Consider the following 20,016-nt stretch of genomic DNA (forward strand, 5'->3'; position numbering starts at 1 on the left):
ACGTTCATTCCGCGAAGGCTCCGGCCCGGGGGGTGGAGTGGAGCGCGAGGGTGCTCGCATGAAGCCACTGCTCTGGCTGGGGCGCACCGGCCTGGACGCGGTGCGCGGCGCGGGAGCCCTGGGGCTCGTGGCGGGGCGCACGGTGCTGGGGCTGCCGAGGCTGGAGCGGCGCGAGCTGTCGCGGGCGCTGGTGCAATTCGGTTTCGACTCGCTGCCCCTGGCGCTGGCCACGGCGGCGCTGGCGGGCGTCATCGTGGTGCTGCAATCCGGCCTCTACATCCAGCGCTTCGGAGCGCGGGCGTTCCTCGGTTGGGCGGCGGGGTACGGCGTGCTGTGGGAGTTCGGCCCGCTGCTGCTGGGGCTCATCATGTCGGCGCGCATCGGCGCGAGGAACGCGGCGGAATTGGCCACCATGCAGGTGGGTGGGCAGATTGAGGGGCTGCGCGGAATCGGCCTGGACCCGTTCGCCATCCTCGTGGCGCCGAGGGTGGTGGCGATGGAGCTGAGCATGCTCGCGCTGAGCACCTTCACGTTCCTGGTGGCCATCCTCTTCGAGTCGGTGGCGGCGCTCCTCACGCTGGGGCTGCCGCTGCGCGTGTTCTACGGGACGTTCGCGGACATGCTGAGTCCGCTCGACATCCTCGGAGGCGTGTTGAAGACGGGAAGCTACGGCCTCGCCATCTCGCTGGTGTCCACGGCGGTGGGCCTGTCCGCGCGAGGCGGCGCCAGGGCCGTGGGCCAGGCGGCGGCGAGCGCGGTGGTGCGAGGCTGCGCGGCCATCTTCGTGCTCGACTTCCTGCTCACCTCGCTGCTCGCGGGGTGGATGAAATGAGCGCGGTGCTGTCCTTCTTCGGAGCGCCCGCGGTGATGCTGGCGCGCACCGTGCGGGCCTCGCTGCGGGACGGAGTGCCCTGGCGCGAGTCGCTGGCACAGTTGCACGAGCTGGGAGGGCGCAGCGTGTGGCTCGTCATGTCCGGCATGGCCTTCTTCGGCGCGGTGCTGGTGACGATTGCGAACAGCCAGGCCACGCGCTTCGTGGGCAACGTGGCGGTGCTCGGGCCCGCGTACTTCGAATTGCTCATCCGCGAGCTGGGCCCGGTGATGTCCGCGATGCTGACGGCCTCGCGAGCGGGAGCCAGCCACGCGGCGGAGCTCTCCACCATGAGCGTCAACGAGCAGGTGGAGGCGCTGGAGATGTCCGCGGGAGACCCGTACGCGGACCTGGTGGCGCCGAGGGTGATTGCCGGGGTGCTCGGAGTTCCGATGCTGAGCGCGCTGGGGACGGTGGCGGCGACGCTGTCCGCGGCGACGGTGGCGAGCCTCGCCTTCGGAGTGGATGGGCGGGCCTTCATGGACCCGCGCTACGTGGACGGGTGGGATTTGCTCGCGGCGGGGCTGAAGGCGGGAGGCTGCGGGCTGTACATTCCCCTGGCTGCGGCGGTGGCGGGCCTGAATGCGAAGGGCGGCGCCGAGGCGGTGGGCGAGGCCACCACCTCCGGCGTGGTGGCGGCGAGCCTGGGGTGCCTGTTGATCGACTTCGCCGTGTCCCTCGCCTTCCAGTTGCTGCGCCTGTGAGCCCGAGTGTGAGCAAGAGCCCCTCCCCCGCCGACGACACGCTGCGCTTCACGGAGGTGCGCGTCACGTTCGAAACGGGGCGGCAGGTGCTGCAAGGGCTGACGGCGGAGGTGTCCACGCGGGAGCTGACGTTCATCGCGGGGGCGAGTGGCTCCGGGAAGAGCGTGCTGTGCAGGATGGCGGTGGGGCTGCTGCGGCCGGACGCGGGACAGGTGGAGCTATGGGGGGAGCGGGTGGACACGCAGCCCGAGCGCGAGCTGGTGCGCCTGCGACGGCAAGCCCCGTACCTGGTGCAGGGCCCCGCGCTGCTGGACTGGCGGACGCTGCGGGAGAATGTGCGGCTCGCGGACCCCGAGGCTCCCGCCGAGGCGGTGGAGGCAGCGCTGGCACAGGTGGGCTTGCAGGAGTGGGCGGACCGGCTGCCCCCGGAGCTGGGGCCTGGAGCAAAGAAGCGCGCGGCGATTGCGCGAGCCCTGGTGCTGAAGCCACGCTACCTGCTGCTGGACGAGCCCACCACGGGGCTGGACCGGAGGGCGGCGTCGCAGGTGGAAGAGGTGCTGGCATCGCTGAAGGCGCGGGGGCTGGGTGGGTTGGTGGTGACGCACGACTACCGGCAGTTGAAGGGATTGGCGGACCGGGTGCTGGTGGTGGCGGGAGGACGCTGTGCATACCTGGGCCCGCCGGACGGGTTCCTGGAGTCCGCCGCGCCCGAGCTCCGGGTGCTGACGGCGCCATTCATGGAGGGCGCGACGGATGGATGAGCGACGGTTGGAGCTGAAGGTGGGCGCCCTGGTGCTGGCGACGGTGGTGGGCGTGTTCGTGCTGCTGTGGCTGATGGGCGAGCTGTCCGTGGGCTCGAATGCGGGGCTCGCGGTGGACTTCGGCCACACGGGCAACGTGGTGGAGGGCGCGCCGGTGAAGCTGGGTGGCGTGCAGGTGGGGCGCGTGCAGGCCATCCGCCTGCTGCCCGAGCGGAGGGATGCGCAGGGCAAGCCGATGCCGGTGCAGATGGAGCTGGCGGTGGCGCCGGAGGCCCTGGGGGCGCTGCGCACGGATGCACGGGTGACGGTGGCCACGGTGGGCCTGCTGGGCGAGCCGTACCTGGAGCTGAATCCGGGGGCGGCGGAGAAGGCACTGGGCGCGGGGCAGGCGGTGCGGGGGACGGATGCGCCGAGGCTGGACCTGCTCGCGGAGCAACTCTCGCGCTTCGTGGAGATTCTCTCCGCGATGCTGGAGAAGGACCCGGAGGCGGTGACGGACCTGGCGGCGAACGTGTCGCGGCTGACGAAGACGCTGGACCGGATGCTGACGGAGAACGAGGGCGACGTGAAGGTGCTCGCCTCGGAGCTGGCGGCGACGTCGAAGGACCTGCGCCAGTTGGCGGCCTTCGCGCGCGAGTCGTTCCAACCCGGAGGCAAGGGGGCGCGGCTGCTGGATGACGCGGCGGCCACGGCGGCGGTGATGCGCAGCGAGCTGCCCGGGTTGACGAAGTCGGCGGGGACGACGCTGGACGGACTGGCGGCGGTGACGGGAGCCCTGGGCCCCGAGGACGGTCAGCGCGTGAAGTTGGCCCTGGAGCGCTTCACGAACGCGGCGGGACAACTGGAAGGCATTGCCGCGCGGGCGGACCGGGTGCTGGCGAAGATTGAGGGCGGAGAGGGCACGGCCGGTGCCGTGCTCCAGGACCCGACGCTGTACAACGAGCTGCGCACGCTGGTGACGGACCTGCGCAAGCATCCGTGGAAGATTCTCTGGAAGGATTGAAGACTCACCGCTCCGCCATGTTCCGACGCCTGCTCATCCTCTTCGATGCCAGCGCGAATCCGGAACAGGTGCTGATCGCCGCACGGCGTCTTGCACCCGCGCCGGAGAGCGTGCACCTGTACGGCCTGTCGCCCGAGCGCAGGGACCTCGAAGCGCCCCGGCCTCCCAGCCTCACCTCGCTCGACCGGCTCTGGGAAGGCGTGCGGGAGTGGCACGTCGAGACTGGCGTCGGCCATCAGCTCGAAGACCACCTGTCGACGGATGCCGTCACCCGCACGGCCCGGCAGCACGGCTCCGAGCTCATCGTCGTCGGTCCACTGCTCGCCACGTCACCACGGGCCCGCGTGAGCGCCATCCTGGCGCTCGCCATCCGTGAGCGGCTGCACGTGCTCTCCGTCGGCGCTCATTGTCCCGCAACGCCCTCCCCCACTTCGCGCCTGGCCATCGCGGCGGCGCCAGATGGCAGAGGGCTCGCCTCGGTGGCGGCCTTCCTCGCGAAGCATGCCCCACCCTCCGAACTCATCGCCCTCACCACCCCCGAGGAACCCGAGAAGGCCGGTGAGCTCCAGACCCTCTCCCGGGCGCTCGGCGTCGCGGAGACGCTGCGCATCGAGTCCCTCACGCGTGGCCCCATGGACCGGGCCGAGGCCTTCGAGGAGGCCTCGCGGCGGTGGGGCGCGGACCTGCTCCTCGTCGCCACGGATGCGGTCGATGACATGTACGCGCGCCTGCTTGGCGTCTTTGGAGCCAGGGCGCTGCAGGACGCGCACGTCCCCACGCTGCTGCTGCCGCGCACGCTCCCCGCCGCCCCACTGTTCGAGGAACGCTACGCCGTCTCCGACTCGCTGGTCTTGTCAGGACAGGCGCCCCGTTTCGCGGTCGAACAGGTCGGGCTCCTGTCGAATGTCACGGTGCCTCCACCCGGCGTCCTGACCGCCTTCGAGGGCGGCGCCCCCCTCGGAGGCGCCCAGCACCAGGGCGGCGCGGTCGCCCTGCCCGCCTCCTGGTTCTCGCACATCCAGGCAGGGCACAGCCGGGCCCTCGCCTTCGCCTTCGACTCGGCCGCGAGGCAGCTCGCACCGTGTCACGTGCTCGCGCCCGAGCGTCCGCTGTTGCTCATCGACAGCCACGTCACCTCGTCCGCGCTCCAGGAGACCCTGACGAGCCTCGCGGACACGTGCCATCCCGTCTTCATCCGATTGCGCGACAGCGAGCCGCTCGACGCGCATCGGGAGCGACTCCACAAGCTCATGCCCGGCCTCGGAGCACCGATCCTCATCGATGCCAGTGCCTGGCTCGAAGACGCGCGCGCCGACGATGTCCCGCGCCAGGTGGATGCCCAGCGGCTGCTTCGCGTGGCCATACGCCTCGCCATGGCGGGTGTCTCCATCTCCGCGGTCGTCACCCGTGACGAGCACAAGCCCGTCCACCCCTTCCTTCGCACCCTGACTCCAAGCGAGCTGATGCTCCTCCCGGATGGGCTCGCACCAACTCCCCTGCCGATACCGGACGAGCCAGACACCTTCTCCCGTGAGCTGACGCTCGCCGGAGGCGGCCGCTGCGTCGGAGGCCACACTGTCGACTTCGAGCTCGACAACGCGAGTGCGCGGGAGACGGTGATTGCCGCCATCGAAGGCGCCCGGAGCACCGTCCACTGGCAGTGCTACATCGTCGAGGACGACGCCGTGACGGCCCGCTTCGCGGAGGCACTGAAGCGCGCGGCGGCGCGGGGCGTGCGCGTGCGACTGCTCGCCGATGCGCTCTACAGCGGGCATGACTCCTTCGGCACGATGAACCCCGCGCTCGTCCACCTGTCCGAAACACCCAACGTCGAGGTCCGCGCCATCGCACCGCTGTCGGGGCTGCCGAACCTCCAGGCGCTGAAGCAGCGCAACCATCGGAAGCTCATTCTCATCGACACGGAGCAGGCCTTCATCACGGGGCGCAACATGGGCGCGCCCTATTACACGAGCTTTGACGAGGTCACCCTCCGGAGGACTTCGGACTACCGCGAGGTTCCGTGGCTGGACTGCGGTGCGCGGCTCTCGGGCCCGCTGGTCTCCGATCTGGAACGCGCGTTCCTCGCGGAGTGGACACGCGCGGGCGGAGCTTCCTATCCGGTGCGCGACACGCCCTCCACGGGCACCCTGTCGGCGCGGCTCGTCCTACATGAGGGGCTCAAGGACACGCACACGCTGGACACCCAGCTCGCACTCATCCGGCATGCGCGGTCGAGCCTGGTCCTCGTGAACACGTTCCCGCTGCTCCTCGAGTTGCAGAACGCGCTCGTCGCCGCGCTTCATCGCGGCGTGCGCGTCGAGGTCCTCTTCGGCAGCGTCCGCCCCCACTACGGCCAGCAGGAACACTTCCCGGGCGGCACCTTGCGAGAGGTCGCGGACCGCTATGTCCGCAGTCGCCTGGATGCGGTCATCGACGCGGGCGGAATCGCCTACGAGTTCGCGATGCCCCCGGCCCCGGGGTGGGAGCCCGCGCTGGAGCGGGTCTTCCCCCACGTCCACGCCAAGCTCCTGGTCTGCGACACGACGGCCGTCGCCGTGGGCAGCGCCAACCTGGACGTCACCGCGGCCTACTGGGAGAGCGAGGCCCTGCTCGTCGTGCATGACGCCCCCTTCGCGGACCGCATGCTCACGGCGCTGGCACCGTTGCTCGCCCGCTCACGGAGGATCCACCGCGAGGACGCCCAGTGGCGCACCGAGGCCGAGCAACGCGCATGGGTCGGCCGCAACTGGCCCTCGCTTGTCGGCTGAGGCGCCCGTCCCATCTCTGCCCTGAGAGCACCCACCGGTCAGCCCCGCCTCCACAGCCCCGTCCCTGCGCGGAAAACAGGAACCGCCATGCCCGCTGACATCAACGAGGTCTTCTTCGCCGCCGTGGGGGACGTCCACGGGCACATGAACCGCATGGTGAACGACCTCCGGCACGCGACGGAGGTCTTCCACCGGCAGTTCGACTTCGTCCTCCAGGTCGGCGACTTCGAGCCGCACCGCGACGAGGCGGACCTCGCCACCATGGCCGCGCCCGCGAAGTACCGGCACCTCGGCGACTTCGGCGCCTACCACAAGGTCCGGCGAGGCTTCCCCTGGCCCCTCTACTTCATCGGCGGCAACCACGAGCCCTACGGCTACCTCGACACCCACCCCGAGGGCTTCGAGCTGACCCGCCACTGTCACTACCTCGGCCGTGTCGGCGTCATGGACCTGCACGGCCTGCGCGTCGTGGGCCTGTCCGGCATCCACAGCGAGGAAGCCTTCCGCGACTCGCGCCCGCCCCTCTCCGCACTGGGCTCCGCCTCCAACAAGGACTTCACGTACTTCAACGAGCGGGACGTCGAGCAGGTCCTGGAGCTCGGCCACGCGGACGTGCTCCTGCTCCATGACTGGCCCTCCGGCATCGTCGACCCGAAGGACGCCGCCGACTTCCAGGGACAGCGCCGCAGCTTCAGCCACGACACCGTGGGCAACGAGTACGCGCGGCTGCTCGTGGACGCGCTGCAGCCGAAGCTGGTGCTCTGCGGGCACCTGCACCGGAGCTACGCCACCGAAATCCAGCACCCCTCCGGGAAGAAGACCTCCGTCCGCTGCCTGGCCAGCGTGGAGCAGGGACGGGATGCCTACGGCTACTTCGGCATCAGCGGCGGCTCGCTCCTGACCTGGGGCATCACGGACTGAGCCCCCGGCGGGCCTCAGCCCCGCCAGACTTTCAAGCCATGCACTCCATGACATCCCCGCCCTGGCCCATGGCCCCACGGCACGGGCTGTTTTCAGGTGTGGGACAGAGCCGACAATCTTCGCGGCCATTCGGCGAGTGCAGGTGGTACAAGCCCCGGCCGTGAAAGCCTCGCCTCCTCCCCCCGAAGCCCCCGTCAACCCCACCTTCGACTCCCTGGGCCTCAAGCCCGCGTTGGTCGAGGCGCTCAGCGCGCTCGGCTACGAGGAGCCCACGCCCATCCAGGCCGCCGCCCTCCCGCCGCTGCTCGCCGGCAAGGACCTGCTCGGCATCGCCGCCACGGGCACCGGCAAGACGGCCGCCTTTGCCCTGCCCCTCCTCCAGCACCTGACAGCGGGCAAGAGCCGCCCCAACACCACCGCCGCGCTGGTGCTCGTCCCCACGCGCGAGCTGGCCATGCAGGTGTCCGAGGCCATCCACCGCTACGGGCAGAAGCTCGGCGTTACCGTGCTCCCCCTCTACGGCGGGCAGGTCATCGGCCAGCAGCTGCGCGTGCTCAAGAGGGGCGTGGACGTCGTCGTCGCCACCCCGGGCCGCGCGCTGGACCACCTGCGCCGCGGAACGCTCCAACTCGACGACGTGCGCACCGTCGTGCTGGATGAGGCCGACGAGATGCTCGACATGGGCTTCGCCGATGACCTGGAGGCCATCCTCTCCGGGACGCCCGAGGACCGGCAGACCGCCCTGTTCTCCGCCACCCTCCCCCCGCGCATCGCCGCCATCGCCGAGCGTCACCTGCACGAGCCCGTGCGCGTGAAGATTGCCCGCGAGAAGGTGGAGCAGGGCGAGATGCCCCGCGTCCGTCAGACGGCCTATGTCGTCCCGCGCGCCTTCAAGATCGCCACGCTGGGCCGGCTGCTCGACGTGGAGTCGCCCACCGCGGCCATCATCTTCTGCCGCACCCGCACCGAGGTGGACGACCTCACCGTGTCCCTCAATGGCCGCGGCTGGCGCGCCCACGCCCTGCATGGCGGCATGACGCAGGAGCAGCGGGACAGGGTCATCAAGCAGCTCAAGTCGCAGGGCACGGACCTGCTGGTGGCCACGGACGTCGCGGCGCGCGGCCTGGACATCCCCCGGCTGTCGCACGTGGTGAACTTCGACGTGCCCAACGCCCCGGAGGCCTACGTGCACCGCATCGGCCGCACGGGCCGCGCCGGCCGCGAGGGCGTGGCGATTACCCTCGTGGAGCCCCGCGAGCACCGGCTGCTGCGCAACATCGAGCGCGTCACCGGCCAGCGCATCGAGGTGTCCACCGTCCCCACCGTGGCGGACCTGCGCGAGAAGCGGAAGGAGATGCTCCGCTCGTCCCTGCGCGAGACGCTGGTGGCCGGAGAGCTGGACCCGCTGCGCAGCGTGGTGGAGGACCTGGCCTCCGAGTTCGACGCCATGGACATCGCCGCCGCGGCACTGAAGCTCCTCCAGGACTCGCAGGACGAAGGCCGCGAGGCCAAGGAGGAGGAAATCCCCACCGTCGCCCCGCCGAAGGACCGGCCCGAGCGCGGCAAGTTCGGCCCTCCCGGCGCGCCGGGTGGCCGGCCCGGCGGACGTCCGGACCGGGGCCCCAAGTCCCGAGGCGGCCCGCCGTCGTGGGACATCACCCGGCTGTGGATTGGCGCGGGGCGGCGCGCGGGCATGCGGCCGGCGGACCTGGTGGGCGCCATCGCCGGTGAGGCGGGGCTCGACTCGTCGCGCATCGGCGCCATCCAGATTGGCGACAGCTTCTCCCTGGTGGAGGTGCCGGAGCCGGACGCCAACCGCATCATCGCCGCGCTGAAGGAGACCACGCTCCGCGGCAAGAAGGTCATCGTCCGCAAGGACAAGGGCTGAGCGACGAACGGCGGGCGGTGCCTACGGCTCCGCCCACTGCCTCAGCAGGTTGTGGTACGCGCCCGTCAGCATCACCATGGCGGGGCTCTTGGGCACCTCCTGGTTGAGCTGCGTAATCGCGGTGTCCATGTCGAAGAGCAGCGCGCGCTTCGACACGTCCCGCACCAGGCTCTGCACCCAGAAGAACGACGCCAGCCGCACGCCGCGCGTCACCGGCGTCACGTGGTGCAGGCTCGTCGCCGGGTAGATGATGAGGTCCCCCGCCGGCAGCTTCACCGCGTGGTTGCCGTAGGTGTCCTCCACCACCAGGTCCCCGCCGTCGTAGCTGTCCGGCTCGGAGAGGAACAGGGTGGCGGACACATCCGTGCGGATGCGTCCCCCCATGCCCGGCAGCCCGCGGATGGCGTTGTCCACGTGCGAGCCGAAGGTCATCCCCGGCTCGTAGCGGTTGAACAGCGGGGGGAACACGCGCTGCGGCAGCACCGCCGAGACGAACAGCGCGCTGCGCTCCAGCCCCGCCAGCACCAACGCTCCCAGCTCGCGAGCCTCCGGCCCGCCCTCGGGGAGCTGCAGGTTCTTCTTCACCTGTCCGGACTGGTGCCCGGCGGTGACGCGGCCATCCGTCCAGGCAGCCCTCTCCATGACGGCGCGGCAGTGAGCCACCTGCTCGGCGCCGAGGACATTGGGGATGTGGACCATCATGGAGAGGACTCCGGAGGACGGGGCCGCTAGAAGCGGTAGCGGGCGGTCAGCAGCGCGGAGACGCCCTCCGCGGGAACGGCCTGACCAGCGTAGTACTGGTCGTAGTAGAGCGCGTCCGTGAGGTTGTACAGGTTGAGCTGCAGCTGCGCCTTGCCCCACTGGTAGTTGGCGAACGCGTCGAAGCGCCAGAAGTTCGGCACCTTGTTCGTCACCGCCGTGGCCGCGGTCGGGTTGTTGACGCTCGTCACGTCCTGGTAGACGGCGCCGCCGCCCACGGACAGGTTCTCCAGCACCTGGTACGTGGACCACAGCGAGATGCTGTGGCGCGGCGTGTTCGGCAGCCGCTGGCCGACGAGGAACGCGTTGGTGTGCTCGGTGATGGCGGAGTCCATCAGCGTGTAGTTCGCCAGCAGCTTCAGGCCGCTCGTAATCGTACCCGCCACGCCCATGTTGAAGCCCTGCACGCGCTGCTCACCGGCGAGGATCTGCGGCGGCCCGTCCGGGTCCGTGTTGGGCACGCGCGCGTCCGTCTTCGTGATGCGGAACACCGCGCCGCTCAGGCCCAGCCGGTCGCCGAGGAACGAGCCCTTGGCGCCCGCCTCGACGATGATGTTCTTCTCCGGGTCCAGGCTCACCGTGTCCACCGACAGCGTGCCCACCTCGGCGGAGGGGTTGGCGGACGTGCCGTACATGCCGTACACGCTCGTCTTCTCGGTGGGCTTCAGGACGACGCCCGCGCGCCAGTTGAGCAGGTGGTCGCTGTTCTGGAACCGCGTCTTCACGCCCGTGGCCGCCGTGGTGACGTAGTCCGTGTTGAACACGTCGTAGCGGAGCGAGCCGAGCACCTCCACGTACTTGCCGACCTCCACCTGGTCCGCGACGTAGAGGCCCATCGTCCGCTGCACGCTGGTGTTGGCGGTGGAGAAGACGCGCTCCACGGAGGACAGGTCCGGCTGCGGATCCGGGTCGAACAGGTCCGCGGGGAGGTTGGTGCCGGTGGGCAGGCCCACCGCGTTCAGGTTGAAGCGGCCCTGGCCGCGCTTCTCCCACGTCAGCTCGAGGCCGGCGTTGGTGGTGTGCTTCAGGAAGCCCGTCTCGAAGTTGCCGCGCACGTCCGCGAGGTTGGCGAGGTAGCTGTTGTCCGTCTCCGTCTCGAAGCGCTGACGGCCGATGGTGGTGGGGTCCGTGACGGGCGTCAGGCCACGCGGCGCCGTGGGCCGCGAGAAGCGGTCCACCCGGCCGTAGCGCAGCGTGTTGGTGAAGAGCACGGCCTCGCCGAAGCGCTGGAGCAGCCGGCCGCTGGCGACGTGCGCGTCCACGCGCGTCTTGTCCGAGCCCTCCACGCCGTAGAACGACTCACGCGGCACGTCGAGCGTCGTGGAGACGGGGTAGCTGTTGAAGTACGGCTGGCCGTAGTCGGGGACGCCGGACTCGCGCTGGAAGAGGTAGTCGGCCTCGAAGGCGGTGTCGTCGCTCAACTGGTAGCGCAGCGAGGGCGCGACACCGGCGCGGTTGTCGGTGACGACGTTGCGGGCCGCGGCGCTGCCCAGCTCGCCCATGGCGTTGAGGCGGATCTGGAACTTCTCGTTGACGGCCTCGTTGAGGTCCACCTCGAGGCGGCCGGAAGGCGCCGTGCCGCCGCTCAGCGCGACGTCCTGGAAGGAGACCTTCTTCGGCTTCTTGGTGACGAGGTTGACGGCGCCACCGGTGGAGCCGCGGCCGAAGAGGACGGCGGACGGGCCGAAGTAGGCCTCCACGCCCTCCAGGTTGAACGTGTCGCGCGAGTACCAGCCGAGGTCGCGGGCCCCGTCGCGGGAGATGTCGTTCTGCGCGGAGAAGCCGCGAACGATGAAGGCGTCACCCTGGCGGCCGCCCTCGCCCGCGCTCATGGTGATGCCGGACACGTTGCGCAGCGCCTCGCGCACCGTCGTCACCTGCTGCTCCTCGAGCACCGCCTCGGGGACGACGGTGACGGACTGCGGCGTGGTGACCAGCGGCTTCGGCAGGCGCGTGAGGCTGCTGGCGGGGGCCACGTAGCCCTTCTCCGCCTCGCCCTCCACCTTCACCGTGGGCAGCACGAAGGTGTTCTCCGTGCCCTGCTCCGACGGCTGCGCGGCCGTGTCCGTGCCGGACTGGGGCGCGGCCGGAGTGGCCTCGGTGGCGCCGCTCTTCTCCGTCCCCTCCACCACCGCAGGCGGGCTGGCCGGCGTCACGGGCGCGGCAGCGGGCTCCTGGGCCATGGCGCCGCTGGCGGCGAGCGCCGACGCGAGGCCGACCGCGGCCTGCCCCCAGGGACGCAGCGCGGCGCGCACGCCTCCGGAGTGACCGACTGCCGAACGAATGCCTGGGGTGCGGGGGTTCTTGGGGGACATGGCTGCTCTCGTGCTCCTGGCCGGGGAGGCCTGTTCAACGTTTTCGTCTGATACCGATTTTGATACGCAAACTCAACTTGAGGACACAAGGGAGGCCGGAGCGGATGCTCGCGCCCGGCAGGCCCTCGTGATGGATGCTGGGGTTACGCGGTGGTCTCCGGCTCCGCCTGTACGGAGGCGGCTTCGGAGGCAGAGACGGTGCGGGTGCTGCGGCGCGGGAAGAAGCGGCGCCACGCGAGGGCGAAGCCCGTGTACACGAGGACCGAGCCCCCGAGCGAGGCGATGGCGGCGACGAGCTGCCCCAGCCACCCGAGCGCCTCGCCCGTGTGGAGGAAGCGCAGCCACGTGCGCAGCTTGCGGCCGCTGTTGTAGTCCGCGTAGCCCTCCTGTTTCGCCACCTGGCCGGTGAACGGATCCAACGACACCTGCGTCGACGCAAAGAGCGGCCACGCCCCCTGCTCGCGCACGGTGAAGGTGAGGGCCTCCACGCCGCCGCCACGCGACTCACCACCGCCACGCGACTCACCACCGCCACGCGACTCACCGCCGCCACGCGACTCACCGCCACGACCGCCACCCGCCGGCGGCTGACCACGGGGGCCGTCCTGCCCCGGAGCTCGCTCAGCGGCCTGCGCCTGCGGACCCTGGCCACCCTCGGCGGTGCGGGCCTGCGCGCCCTGCGGACCCGCGGGGCGCGGCGCGCCACCCAGTCGCAGCGAGACGGACTTCCACTCGGGAGTGCCCTTGCGCGCCTCGGCGAAGAGCGCGTCCAGCTTGAGCTTCTCCGCACCCGGGGGCGGCGTGGGCAGCTTCACCCCTGCCTGTGCTCCCGGCGGGCCCTGGTTCGCGGGCGGCGGATTGCCCGTCATCTTGAACACCAGGTCCGACGCCCACCGGTACGAGATGACCATGCCAGACGTGGTGAGGACGATGATGACCGGCAGCGACCAGAAGCCGATGACGTTGTGCCAGTTCCAGTCGCGCGCCTTGCCCTTGAGCCCGCGCCGGAACCACAGCGACGGCCGCATGGCGCGCAGCGTCCACTTTCGCGGCCACCACAGATACAGGCCGGACACGGCGAGGAAGAGGAACACGATGTTGCTCGCGCCCGTGAGGGCCTTGCCCACCGCGCGGTTGTCACCCGACGCCGCGAGCCACCGGTGCAGCTCCTCATTCACGTGGAAGAAGTTGCGCCACCCTTCCGCGCCGCCGTCCTTCACCTCGCCCGTGTACGGATTCACGTAGACGAGGCTCTCGCGGCCCAGGTTCACCAGCACCGCCGCGTCGGGCTCCGGGTACACCGTCACGCCCGAGGGCTGCGCGTCCGGACGGGCGGCGCGCACGCACGTCAGCAGCTCGTCCACGGAGAGCCGGGCCGCGTCCGGCGCGGGCACCTGCACCTGGCGCGCATCGCGCTCGGCCCACTCCAGGATCTGCGACTCGAAGGCAATCGCCGCCCCGGTCAGCGACATGGTCGCGATGACGAGTCCGGCGACGATGCCCACCACCAGGTGAATCCAGAAGAGGATGTTGCGAAAGATGCTGTTCATGGGCGGGGACGGGCCCGGGCGCGAGGCCCGTGGCTTCACTTCAGGGAGAACTCGACGGGAATCTCGATGATGACGCGCACCGGCCGGCCCTCGCGCCCGAGCGCCGGGGAGAAGCGCCAGCGGCTGACCGCGTCGATGGCCGCCTGGTCCAGCGCGGGCACGGAGCGGATCACCCGGGTGTTCTCGGGCTCCACCTTCCCGTCCGTCCCGATGATGATGCGCACCACCACCAGCCCTTGGATGCCATCCGAGCGCGCGCGGCGCGGGTAGTCCGGAGCCACTTGCTTGAGCACGGCCGGGGGACGCGACACCTGCTTCAGCCCGAGGGCCTCGCCCGTCCCGCCCGAAGCGCCCACCACCCCGCCTTGCTGTCCACCAATGACACCCCCCACCACGCCACCCACCACCTCACCCACGTTGGCCGCCGGAGCCTCTTCCGTGGGCTCGGACGGCGCGACGTCGACGGGAGGCTCGGGCTCCACGGGCTCGGGGATGGGCTTCGGCACGGGCGCGACGAACTGGCGCTCCACGGGGCGCGGGGTGCGCGCCTTCGTCGGGCGCGGCGCCTTCTCCACCTTGGCGGCTCCCGCGCTGGCGGGCGCGGGCGGCGGCGGCGCGAAGGTGAGGAACACCAGCTCTGGCTCCGGCTTCGTGGGGGCCTTCTCCGGCCGCGCGGACGCGAACATCACCCCGGCTGCGAGCGCCGCGACGTGCACGGCCACGGCGACCACCACGGCCTGGCCCCAGCGCTTCGACGGAGCCTCGCCCGGGGCCGCTTCGCCCATGCGGAACAGCCCCACCGCGGGCCGCGCGCGCTCCACCGGCGCGGTCCGCGCGTCCTCCATTGCCGGGTAGTCGAAACTGAGAATCGTTCTCATTTTCACCGTGGCAGCTGGATACTCCCTGGGCAGGCCAGCCGTCAACGGGTGAGTTCAGTGAGGCCGTACTGTGCGTGTGGGGCTGTAGTGCGCAGCTGGTGTTGCTGTCGCTTGGGAGACCCCGACTCGCGGGCGGTGCTTATAGCCGCGTGAAGGACCAGCTCACCGCGCGGCCGCCCTCGTACGGCATGACGCCATGGAAGGGCCGCGAGTCCCCGTCGAACACGAGCGGCAGGAAGTGCCTGTCTCCGTCCCACAGGTTCAGCTTCGGCAGGTCCACCACGGGGACCCAGGACAGCGAGCCCTCCGGGTTGCGCTCCAGGGGCGTGCCCTCGAAGCGGTCGATGCGGAAGACGAAGCCGAGCCAGTCCTCCCCCTTCTTCCCGAAGCCGGGCCAGGAGAGGGTGCCGCGCAGCACCATCTCCACGCACTCGATGCCGGCCTCCTCGCGAATCTCGCGGCGCATGCACGCGGCCACGTCCTCGTCGCGATCCATCTTCCCGCCCAGGCCGTTGTACTTGCCGTAGTGCGCATCATCCGGCCGCGCGTTGCGGTGGATGAGCAGCACCCGCTGCCGGTCCGGCGACATCACGTAGCCGAGCGTTCCGATGATGGGCGTGTAGGGCATGACGGGCTCCGGCGGCGAGGGGTGGGGACTGGCGCGCCTGCGTAGAGCAAAGAAGCGCATCGCACCAGCGCCGTCCCCGTGAAGCAGGGCGCGCGCGTCCAGCGACATGGCGGCTGCCAGCGCGCCTGCCTGAAACAAAGGGCCGCGCCCCACCCGTTCCATTCCCCATGCGGCGCGTCACGCCCAGAGTCCCGGGCGCCGCCTCGCGTCACGGAAAAGCCCGCCCCCGGCGGCCCTGCGTCCGCCGGAAAGGCGACGCCTCCCTGCCCCGCGGTGTCGGCCAGCCCCTCTGGCGTCCCCTTCAGGGCTCGCGGAGGACTGCCATTTGCCGACGCGACGCGTTAGCATGCTGCGTTACCCACATAACCTCCCGCGTCAGCGGGGAAGGGGGAAGTTGATGTCCGCAATCCTCCCCGGCCGGTACGGCCTCTACGAGCCCGACACCGAGCACGACGCCTGCGGCGTGGGCTTCGTGGCCCACCTGAGAGGTGAGCGCTCCCGAGGCATCGTCGAGGACGCCCTGGAGTTGCTCAACCGACTGAGCCACCGGGCGGCCGCCGGGAGGGACCCTCGGACGGGAGATGGAGCGGGCATCCTGGTGCAGCTCCCCCACCGCTACTTCGAGCGCGTGGTGCCGGGGCTCGGCTTCGAGCTCCCCCCGCGCAGGCACTACGGCGTGGGCCAGGTCTTCCTCCCGCCCGAGCCGGAAGCGCGCGCGGCGTGCGAGGCGGCCTTCGCGGAGGTGGTGGCCGAGGAAGGTCAGCGCGTGCTCGGCTGGCGGGACGTCCCCGTGGACCCCGAGCACCTGGGGCCTGTGGCCCGCGAGGCCGCCCCCGTCATCCGCCAGCTCTTCATCGCCCGGCGCCGCGTGGTGCCCAGCGCCTTCGAGCGCAAGCTCTACCGCATCCGCAAGCTGACGGAGAACCGAGTGCAGGCGCGCGGCGTGGACCCGGGGAGCCACTTCCACGTCGCGTCGCTGTCGTCGGAGACGCTCATCTACAAGGGGCTGATGCTGCCGGTGGACCTGCCCCGCTTCTACACGGACCTGCAGCAGCCGGACTTCGTGAGCGCGCTGGCGCTGGTGCACTCGCGCTTCTCCACCAACACCTTCCCCCGGTGGGAGCTGGCGCAGCCGTTCCGCTTCATCGCGCACAACGGTGAAATCAATACGCTGCGCGGCAACCGGAACTGGATGACGGCGCGGCGCGGGCTGCTCCAGACGGCGCGGCTGGGCGGCAGCCTGGAGCCGCTCCAGCCCATCATCGTCCCCGGCAAGAGCGACTCGGCGCAGTTCGACAACATGGTGGAGCTGCTCTACCTGGGCGGCCGCACGCTGCCGCACGCGCTGATGATGATGATTCCGGAGGCGTGGGAGGGCGACGCGCTGATGGCCGACGAGCGGCGCGCCTTCTACGAGTACTCCTCCGCCCTGCTGGAGCCGTGGGACGGGCCGGCCGCCATCGCCTTCACGGACGGGCAGCTCATTGGCGCCACGTTGGATCGCAACGGCCTGCGGCCCGCGCGCTACCTCGTCACGGAGGATGACCGCATCATCCTCGCGTCGGAAGTTGGCGTCATCGACGTGCCGGCCGCGCAGGTACGCCGCAAGGGGCGCCTGACGCCGGGGCGCATGCTCCTGGTGGACACCACCGAGGGGCGCATCCTCGAGGACGCGGACGTCAAGCGCGACATCACCACGCGCTGGCCCTACCGCAAGTGGCTGGAGCGCAACGTCTACACCTTCGATGACTTGCCCTCCATCACCGCCCCGGAGCGGCTGCGGGGCGAGGAGCTCTGGCGGCTCCAGCGCGCCTTCGGCTTCACCGCCGAGGACGTGCGCACGGTGCTCACGCCCATGGCGGAGACGGGCAAGGAGCCGGTGGGCTCCATGGGCACGGACACGCCCCTGGCCGTCCTGAGCGACCAGGCCCCGAGCCTCTTCTCGTACTTCCACCAGCTCTTCGCGCAGGTGACGAACCCGCCCATCGACCCGCTGCGCGAGTCGCTGGTGATGACGCTGGCCACCGCGCTGGGGCCGGAGAGCAACACCTTCGAGGAGACGCCGGAGCAGTGCCACCGGCTGTCGCTGCCGGGCCCCGTCCTCACCAACGGGCAGCTCGCGAGGATGAGCGCCATCCACGGCGAGGGGCTCTTCGAGACGAAGCGCCTGTCCCTCCTCTACCCGGCGGACGGCGGTGAAGGTGCGCTGGACGTCGCGGTGGAGCGGTTGTGTACGGCGGCCGTGGACGCGGTGGACTCCGGTGCCAGCATCCTGCTGCTGAGTGACAGAGGCGTGGACGCGGCGCACTCGGCGATTCCGGCGCTGCTCGCCATGTCCGCGGTGCACCAGCGCCTGGTCCGCGACGGCATCCGCATGTACACGGGCCTGCTGCTGGAGACGGCCGAGGCGCGCGAGGTGCACCACTTCGCCTGCCTCTTCGCCTACGGCGCGGCGGCGGTGAACCCGTACCTCGCGCTGGACACGCTGCGCGCCATGGCGGACTCGGGCGAGCTGGCGGTGGACGCGGAGAAGGCCCAGGAGCGCTTCATCCACGCGGTGGAGGAAGGGCTGCTCAAGATCATGTCGAAGATGGGCATCTCCACGCTCCAGTCCTACCGGGGCGCGCAGCTCTTCGAAGCAGTGGGGCTTCAACGCTCGCTGGTGGAGCGGCACTTCACCGGCACGTCCTCGCGCGTGGAAGGCGTGGGGCTGCCGGAGCTGGGACGCGAGGTCCGCGAGCGCCACACGCGCGGCTTCGGCACGGAGGCGGACGCGGAGGTGGGCCTGCTGCCCGTGGGCGGCCAGTTCCGGTGGCGCCGCCTGGGCGAGCGGCACAAGTGGAACCCGGCCACCATCGCGAAGCTGCAGGCGGCGGTGCGCGGCAATGACCCCGCGCTCTTCACGGAGTACTCACGGCTGGCGGATGACGAGACGCGCGAGCACAGCAACCTGCGCGGACTCCTGGACGTGGTGACGGACGGCTGCACCGCGGTGCCGCTGGAGGAGGTGGAGCCGGCGCTCTCGATTGCGCGCCGCTTCGTCACCGGGGCCATGTCCTTCGGCTCCATCAGCGCCGAGGCGCACGAGACGCTGGCCATCGCCATGAACCGGCTGGGCGGACGCTCCAACAGCGGCGAGGGTGGCGAGGAGTCGCGCCGCTACACGCCGGACGAGAACGGCGACTCGCGCCGCAGCGCCATCAAGCAGGTGGCGAGCGCGCGGTTCGGCGTCACCACCGAGTACCTGGTCAACGCGGATGAACTGCAGATCAAGGTCGCCCAGGGGGCCAAGCCCGGCGAGGGCGGCCAGCTCCCCGGGCACAAGGTGGACGAGCGGATTGCGAAGGTGCGCTGGTCCACACCGGGCGTGACGCTCATCTCCCCTCCCCCGCACCACGACATCTACTCCATCGAGGACCTGGCGCAGCTCATCTACGATTTGCAGTCGGTGAACTCGCGCTCGCGCGTCAGCGTGAAGCTGGTGAGCGAGGTGGGCGTGGGCACCATCGCCGCGGGCGTGGCGAAGGCGGGCGCCGGGGCGGTGGTCATCTCCGGGTATGAAGGCGGCACGGGCGCCTCGCCCCTGTCGAGCCTCCAGCACGCGGGCCTGCCGTGGGAGCTGGGGTTGGCGGAGACGCAGCAGGTGCTGGTGCACAACGGGCTGCGCTCGCGCATCCGGGTGCAGGTGGACGGCGGCCTTCGCACCGCGCGCGACGTGCTGGTGGCCACACTGCTGGGCGCCGAGGAGTTCGGCATGGCCACCGCGAGCCTCGTGGCCGTGGGCTGCATCATGCTGCGCAAGTGCCACCTCAACACCTGCTCGGCCGGCATCGCCACGCAGGACCCGGCGCTGCGCGAGCGCTTCCAGGGGACGCCCGAGGACGTGGTGAACTTCTTCCTCCTCGTCGCGGAGGACCTGCGCGGGAAGATGGCCGCGCTGGGTGCGCGCACGATTGAGGAGCTGGTGGGCCGGGTGGACCTGCTGCGGCAGCGTCCGGCGGTGGACCACTGGAAGGCGAAGCGCGTGGACCTGTCCGCGCTGCTGGCGGCCCCCGCGGCTCCGGCCAGCGAGCCCCGCCACTGCAAGGTGCCGCGCGTGAAGGACGTGTCGGACCACCTGGACCACACGCTGCTCAAGGCCGCGAGCCACGTGCTGGATGGCGGGCCGCCGCTCCTTTTGACACAGCCGGTGAGCAACACGCACCGCGCGGTGGGGGCCATGTTGTCGGGCGAGATTGCGCGGCGGCACGGAGGCCGGGGCCTGCCGGACGGACGCATCCACGTGAAGCTGAAGGGCTCGGCGGGACAGAGCTTCGGCGCGTTCCTGGTGGCCGGGGTGACGCTGGAGCTGGAGGGCGATGCCAACGACTACGTCGGCAAGGGCCTGTCCGGAGGGCGCGTCATCGTCTACCCGCCGCAGGCCAGCCGCTTCGTGGCGGAGGAGAACGTGCTGGTGGGCAACACCGCGCTGTACGGAGCCACCGGCGGCGAGGTGTACCTGCGAGGGCTCGCGGGTGAGCGCTTCGCGGTGCGCAACAGCGGCGCTCAGGCGGTGGTGGAGGGCGTGGGCGACCACGGCTGCGAGTACATGACGGGCGGCGTGGTGGTGGTGCTCGGCTCCACCGGGCGCAACTTCGCGGCGGGCATGAGCGGCGGCACGGCGTACGTGCTGGACCGGGAGTTGTCCTTCCGCGAGCGGTGCAACCTGGAGATGGTGGAGCTGGAGTCGCTGGTGGACGAGTCCGAAATCTGGCTCGTGCACGGCATGGTGGAGCGGCACCTGCGCCACACGGGCAGCGCGCTGGCGAAGCGGGTGCTGGACAACTGGGAGTTGATGGTGCCGCGGTTCGTGAAGGTGATGCCCACGGACTACAAGCGCGTGCTCCAGGCGCGGCGCGCGGCGAAGCGGCCACCGGAGCCCATCGCGGAGCATCTTCAGCAGACGGCCGGCGCAGGCGGGAGGTCCTGAC

At 70.9% G+C, this 20,016-nt stretch carries 13 protein-coding genes; 8 read left to right on the top strand and 5 right to left on the bottom strand.

The genetic code is table 11. The features are described from left to right. Positions 1-58: 58 nt before the first annotated feature. The 7 genes from OV427_RS47710 to OV427_RS47740 all read left to right on the top strand — a co-directional run bounded on the left by OV427_RS47710 (position 59) and on the right by OV427_RS47740 (position 8,916). The gene (locus OV427_RS47710) at positions 59-832 is read left to right on the top strand and encodes an MlaE family ABC transporter permease (RefSeq protein ID WP_267862923.1); all 774 of its coding nucleotides are present in this window, start codon (positions 59-61) and stop codon (positions 830-832) included. Continuing rightward, complete coding sequence (locus tag OV427_RS47715) at positions 829-1,575, top strand: MlaE family ABC transporter permease (protein WP_267862924.1); 747 nt, start codon at positions 829-831, stop codon at positions 1,573-1,575. The genes OV427_RS47710 and OV427_RS47715 overlap by 4 nt, the downstream gene beginning before the upstream one ends. Before the next feature lie 8 nt (positions 1,576-1,583). Further along, positions 1,584-2,336 (top strand): ATP-binding cassette domain-containing protein, encoded by a 753-nt coding sequence (locus tag OV427_RS47720; RefSeq protein WP_267862925.1) that lies wholly within the window; start codon positions 1,584-1,586, stop codon positions 2,334-2,336. Beyond that, complete coding sequence (locus tag OV427_RS47725) at positions 2,329-3,339, top strand: MlaD family protein (RefSeq protein WP_267862926.1); 1,011 nt, start codon at positions 2,329-2,331, stop codon at positions 3,337-3,339. Before OV427_RS47720 ends, OV427_RS47725 begins: the two co-directional genes overlap by 8 nt. Positions 3,340-3,356: 17 nt before the next feature. Beyond that, positions 3,357-6,107 carry a phospholipase D-like domain-containing protein gene (locus tag OV427_RS47730; RefSeq protein WP_267862927.1) on the top strand — a complete coding sequence of 917 codons (2,751 nt, stop codon included), beginning with the start codon at positions 3,357-3,359 and terminating at the stop codon, positions 6,105-6,107. An 87-nt stretch (positions 6,108-6,194) separates the two neighbouring features. After that, complete coding sequence (locus OV427_RS47735) at positions 6,195-7,028, top strand: metallophosphoesterase (protein ID WP_267862928.1); 834 nt, start codon at positions 6,195-6,197, stop codon at positions 7,026-7,028. Positions 7,029-7,188: 160 nt separating this feature from the next. Next, the gene (locus tag OV427_RS47740) at positions 7,189-8,916 is read left to right on the top strand and encodes a DEAD/DEAH box helicase (protein WP_267862929.1); all 1,728 of its coding nucleotides are present in this window, start codon (positions 7,189-7,191) and stop codon (positions 8,914-8,916) included. 21 nt (positions 8,917-8,937) lie between these two features. On the opposite strand, the gene OV427_RS47745 is transcribed toward OV427_RS47740, so the two are convergent. The 5 genes from OV427_RS47745 to OV427_RS47765 all read right to left on the bottom strand — a co-directional run bounded on the left by OV427_RS47745 (position 8,938) and on the right by OV427_RS47765 (position 15,046). Continuing rightward, complete coding sequence (locus tag OV427_RS47745) at positions 8,938-9,618, bottom strand: Fe2+-dependent dioxygenase (RefSeq protein WP_267862930.1); 681 nt, start codon at positions 9,616-9,618, stop codon at positions 8,938-8,940. A gap of 26 nt (positions 9,619-9,644) precedes the next feature. Further along, positions 9,645-11,930 carry a TonB-dependent receptor gene (locus OV427_RS47750; protein WP_267862931.1) on the bottom strand — a complete coding sequence of 762 codons (2,286 nt, stop codon included), beginning with the start codon at positions 11,928-11,930 and terminating at the stop codon, positions 9,645-9,647. A gap of 203 nt (positions 11,931-12,133) precedes the next feature. Further along, positions 12,134-13,540: a PepSY-associated TM helix domain-containing protein gene (locus tag OV427_RS47755; protein WP_267862932.1), complete on the bottom strand. Its 1,407-nt coding sequence runs from the start codon at positions 13,538-13,540 to the stop codon at positions 12,134-12,136. A 35-nt stretch (positions 13,541-13,575) separates the two neighbouring features. After that, entirely contained in the window at positions 13,576-14,418 is an 843-nt protein-coding gene (locus OV427_RS47760; protein ID WP_267862933.1) for an energy transducer TonB, read from the bottom strand. A 139-nt stretch (positions 14,419-14,557) separates the two neighbouring features. Next, positions 14,558-15,046: an NUDIX hydrolase gene (locus tag OV427_RS47765; RefSeq protein WP_267862934.1), complete on the bottom strand. Its 489-nt coding sequence runs from the start codon at positions 15,044-15,046 to the stop codon at positions 14,558-14,560. 397 nt (positions 15,047-15,443) lie between these two features. On the opposite strand from OV427_RS47765, the gene gltB reads away from it, so the two are divergent. Next, positions 15,444-20,015, top strand: a complete 4,572-nt coding sequence (gltB, locus tag OV427_RS47770) for a glutamate synthase large subunit (protein ID WP_267862935.1) — start codon at positions 15,444-15,446, stop codon at positions 20,013-20,015. Position 20,016 lies beyond the last annotated feature (1 nt).

This window comes from Pyxidicoccus sp. MSG2 (assembly GCF_026626705.1).
Classification (GTDB): domain Bacteria; phylum Myxococcota; class Myxococcia; order Myxococcales; family Myxococcaceae; genus Myxococcus.

Coding starts and splice junctions, on each gene's coding strand:
- OV427_RS47755 (WP_267862932.1), bottom strand. CDS start 13,540: ATGAACAGCATCTTTCGCAACATCCTCTTCTGGATTCACCTGGTGGTG.
- OV427_RS47765 (WP_267862934.1), bottom strand. CDS start 15,046: ATGCCCTACACGCCCATCATCGGAACGCTCGGCTACGTGATGTCGCCG.
- OV427_RS47710 (WP_267862923.1), top strand. CDS start 59: ATGAAGCCACTGCTCTGGCTGGGGCGCACCGGCCTGGACGCGGTGCGC.
- OV427_RS47760 (WP_267862933.1), bottom strand. CDS start 14,418: ATGAGAACGATTCTCAGTTTCGACTACCCGGCAATGGAGGACGCGCGG.
- OV427_RS47715 (WP_267862924.1), top strand. CDS start 829: ATGAGCGCGGTGCTGTCCTTCTTCGGAGCGCCCGCGGTGATGCTGGCG.
- OV427_RS47735 (WP_267862928.1), top strand. CDS start 6,195: ATGCCCGCTGACATCAACGAGGTCTTCTTCGCCGCCGTGGGGGACGTC.
- OV427_RS47745 (WP_267862930.1), bottom strand. CDS start 9,618: ATGATGGTCCACATCCCCAATGTCCTCGGCGCCGAGCAGGTGGCTCAC.
- gltB (WP_267862935.1), top strand. CDS start 15,444: ATGTCCGCAATCCTCCCCGGCCGGTACGGCCTCTACGAGCCCGACACC.
- OV427_RS47725 (WP_267862926.1), top strand. CDS start 2,329: ATGGATGAGCGACGGTTGGAGCTGAAGGTGGGCGCCCTGGTGCTGGCG.
- OV427_RS47730 (WP_267862927.1), top strand. CDS start 3,357: ATGTTCCGACGCCTGCTCATCCTCTTCGATGCCAGCGCGAATCCGGAA.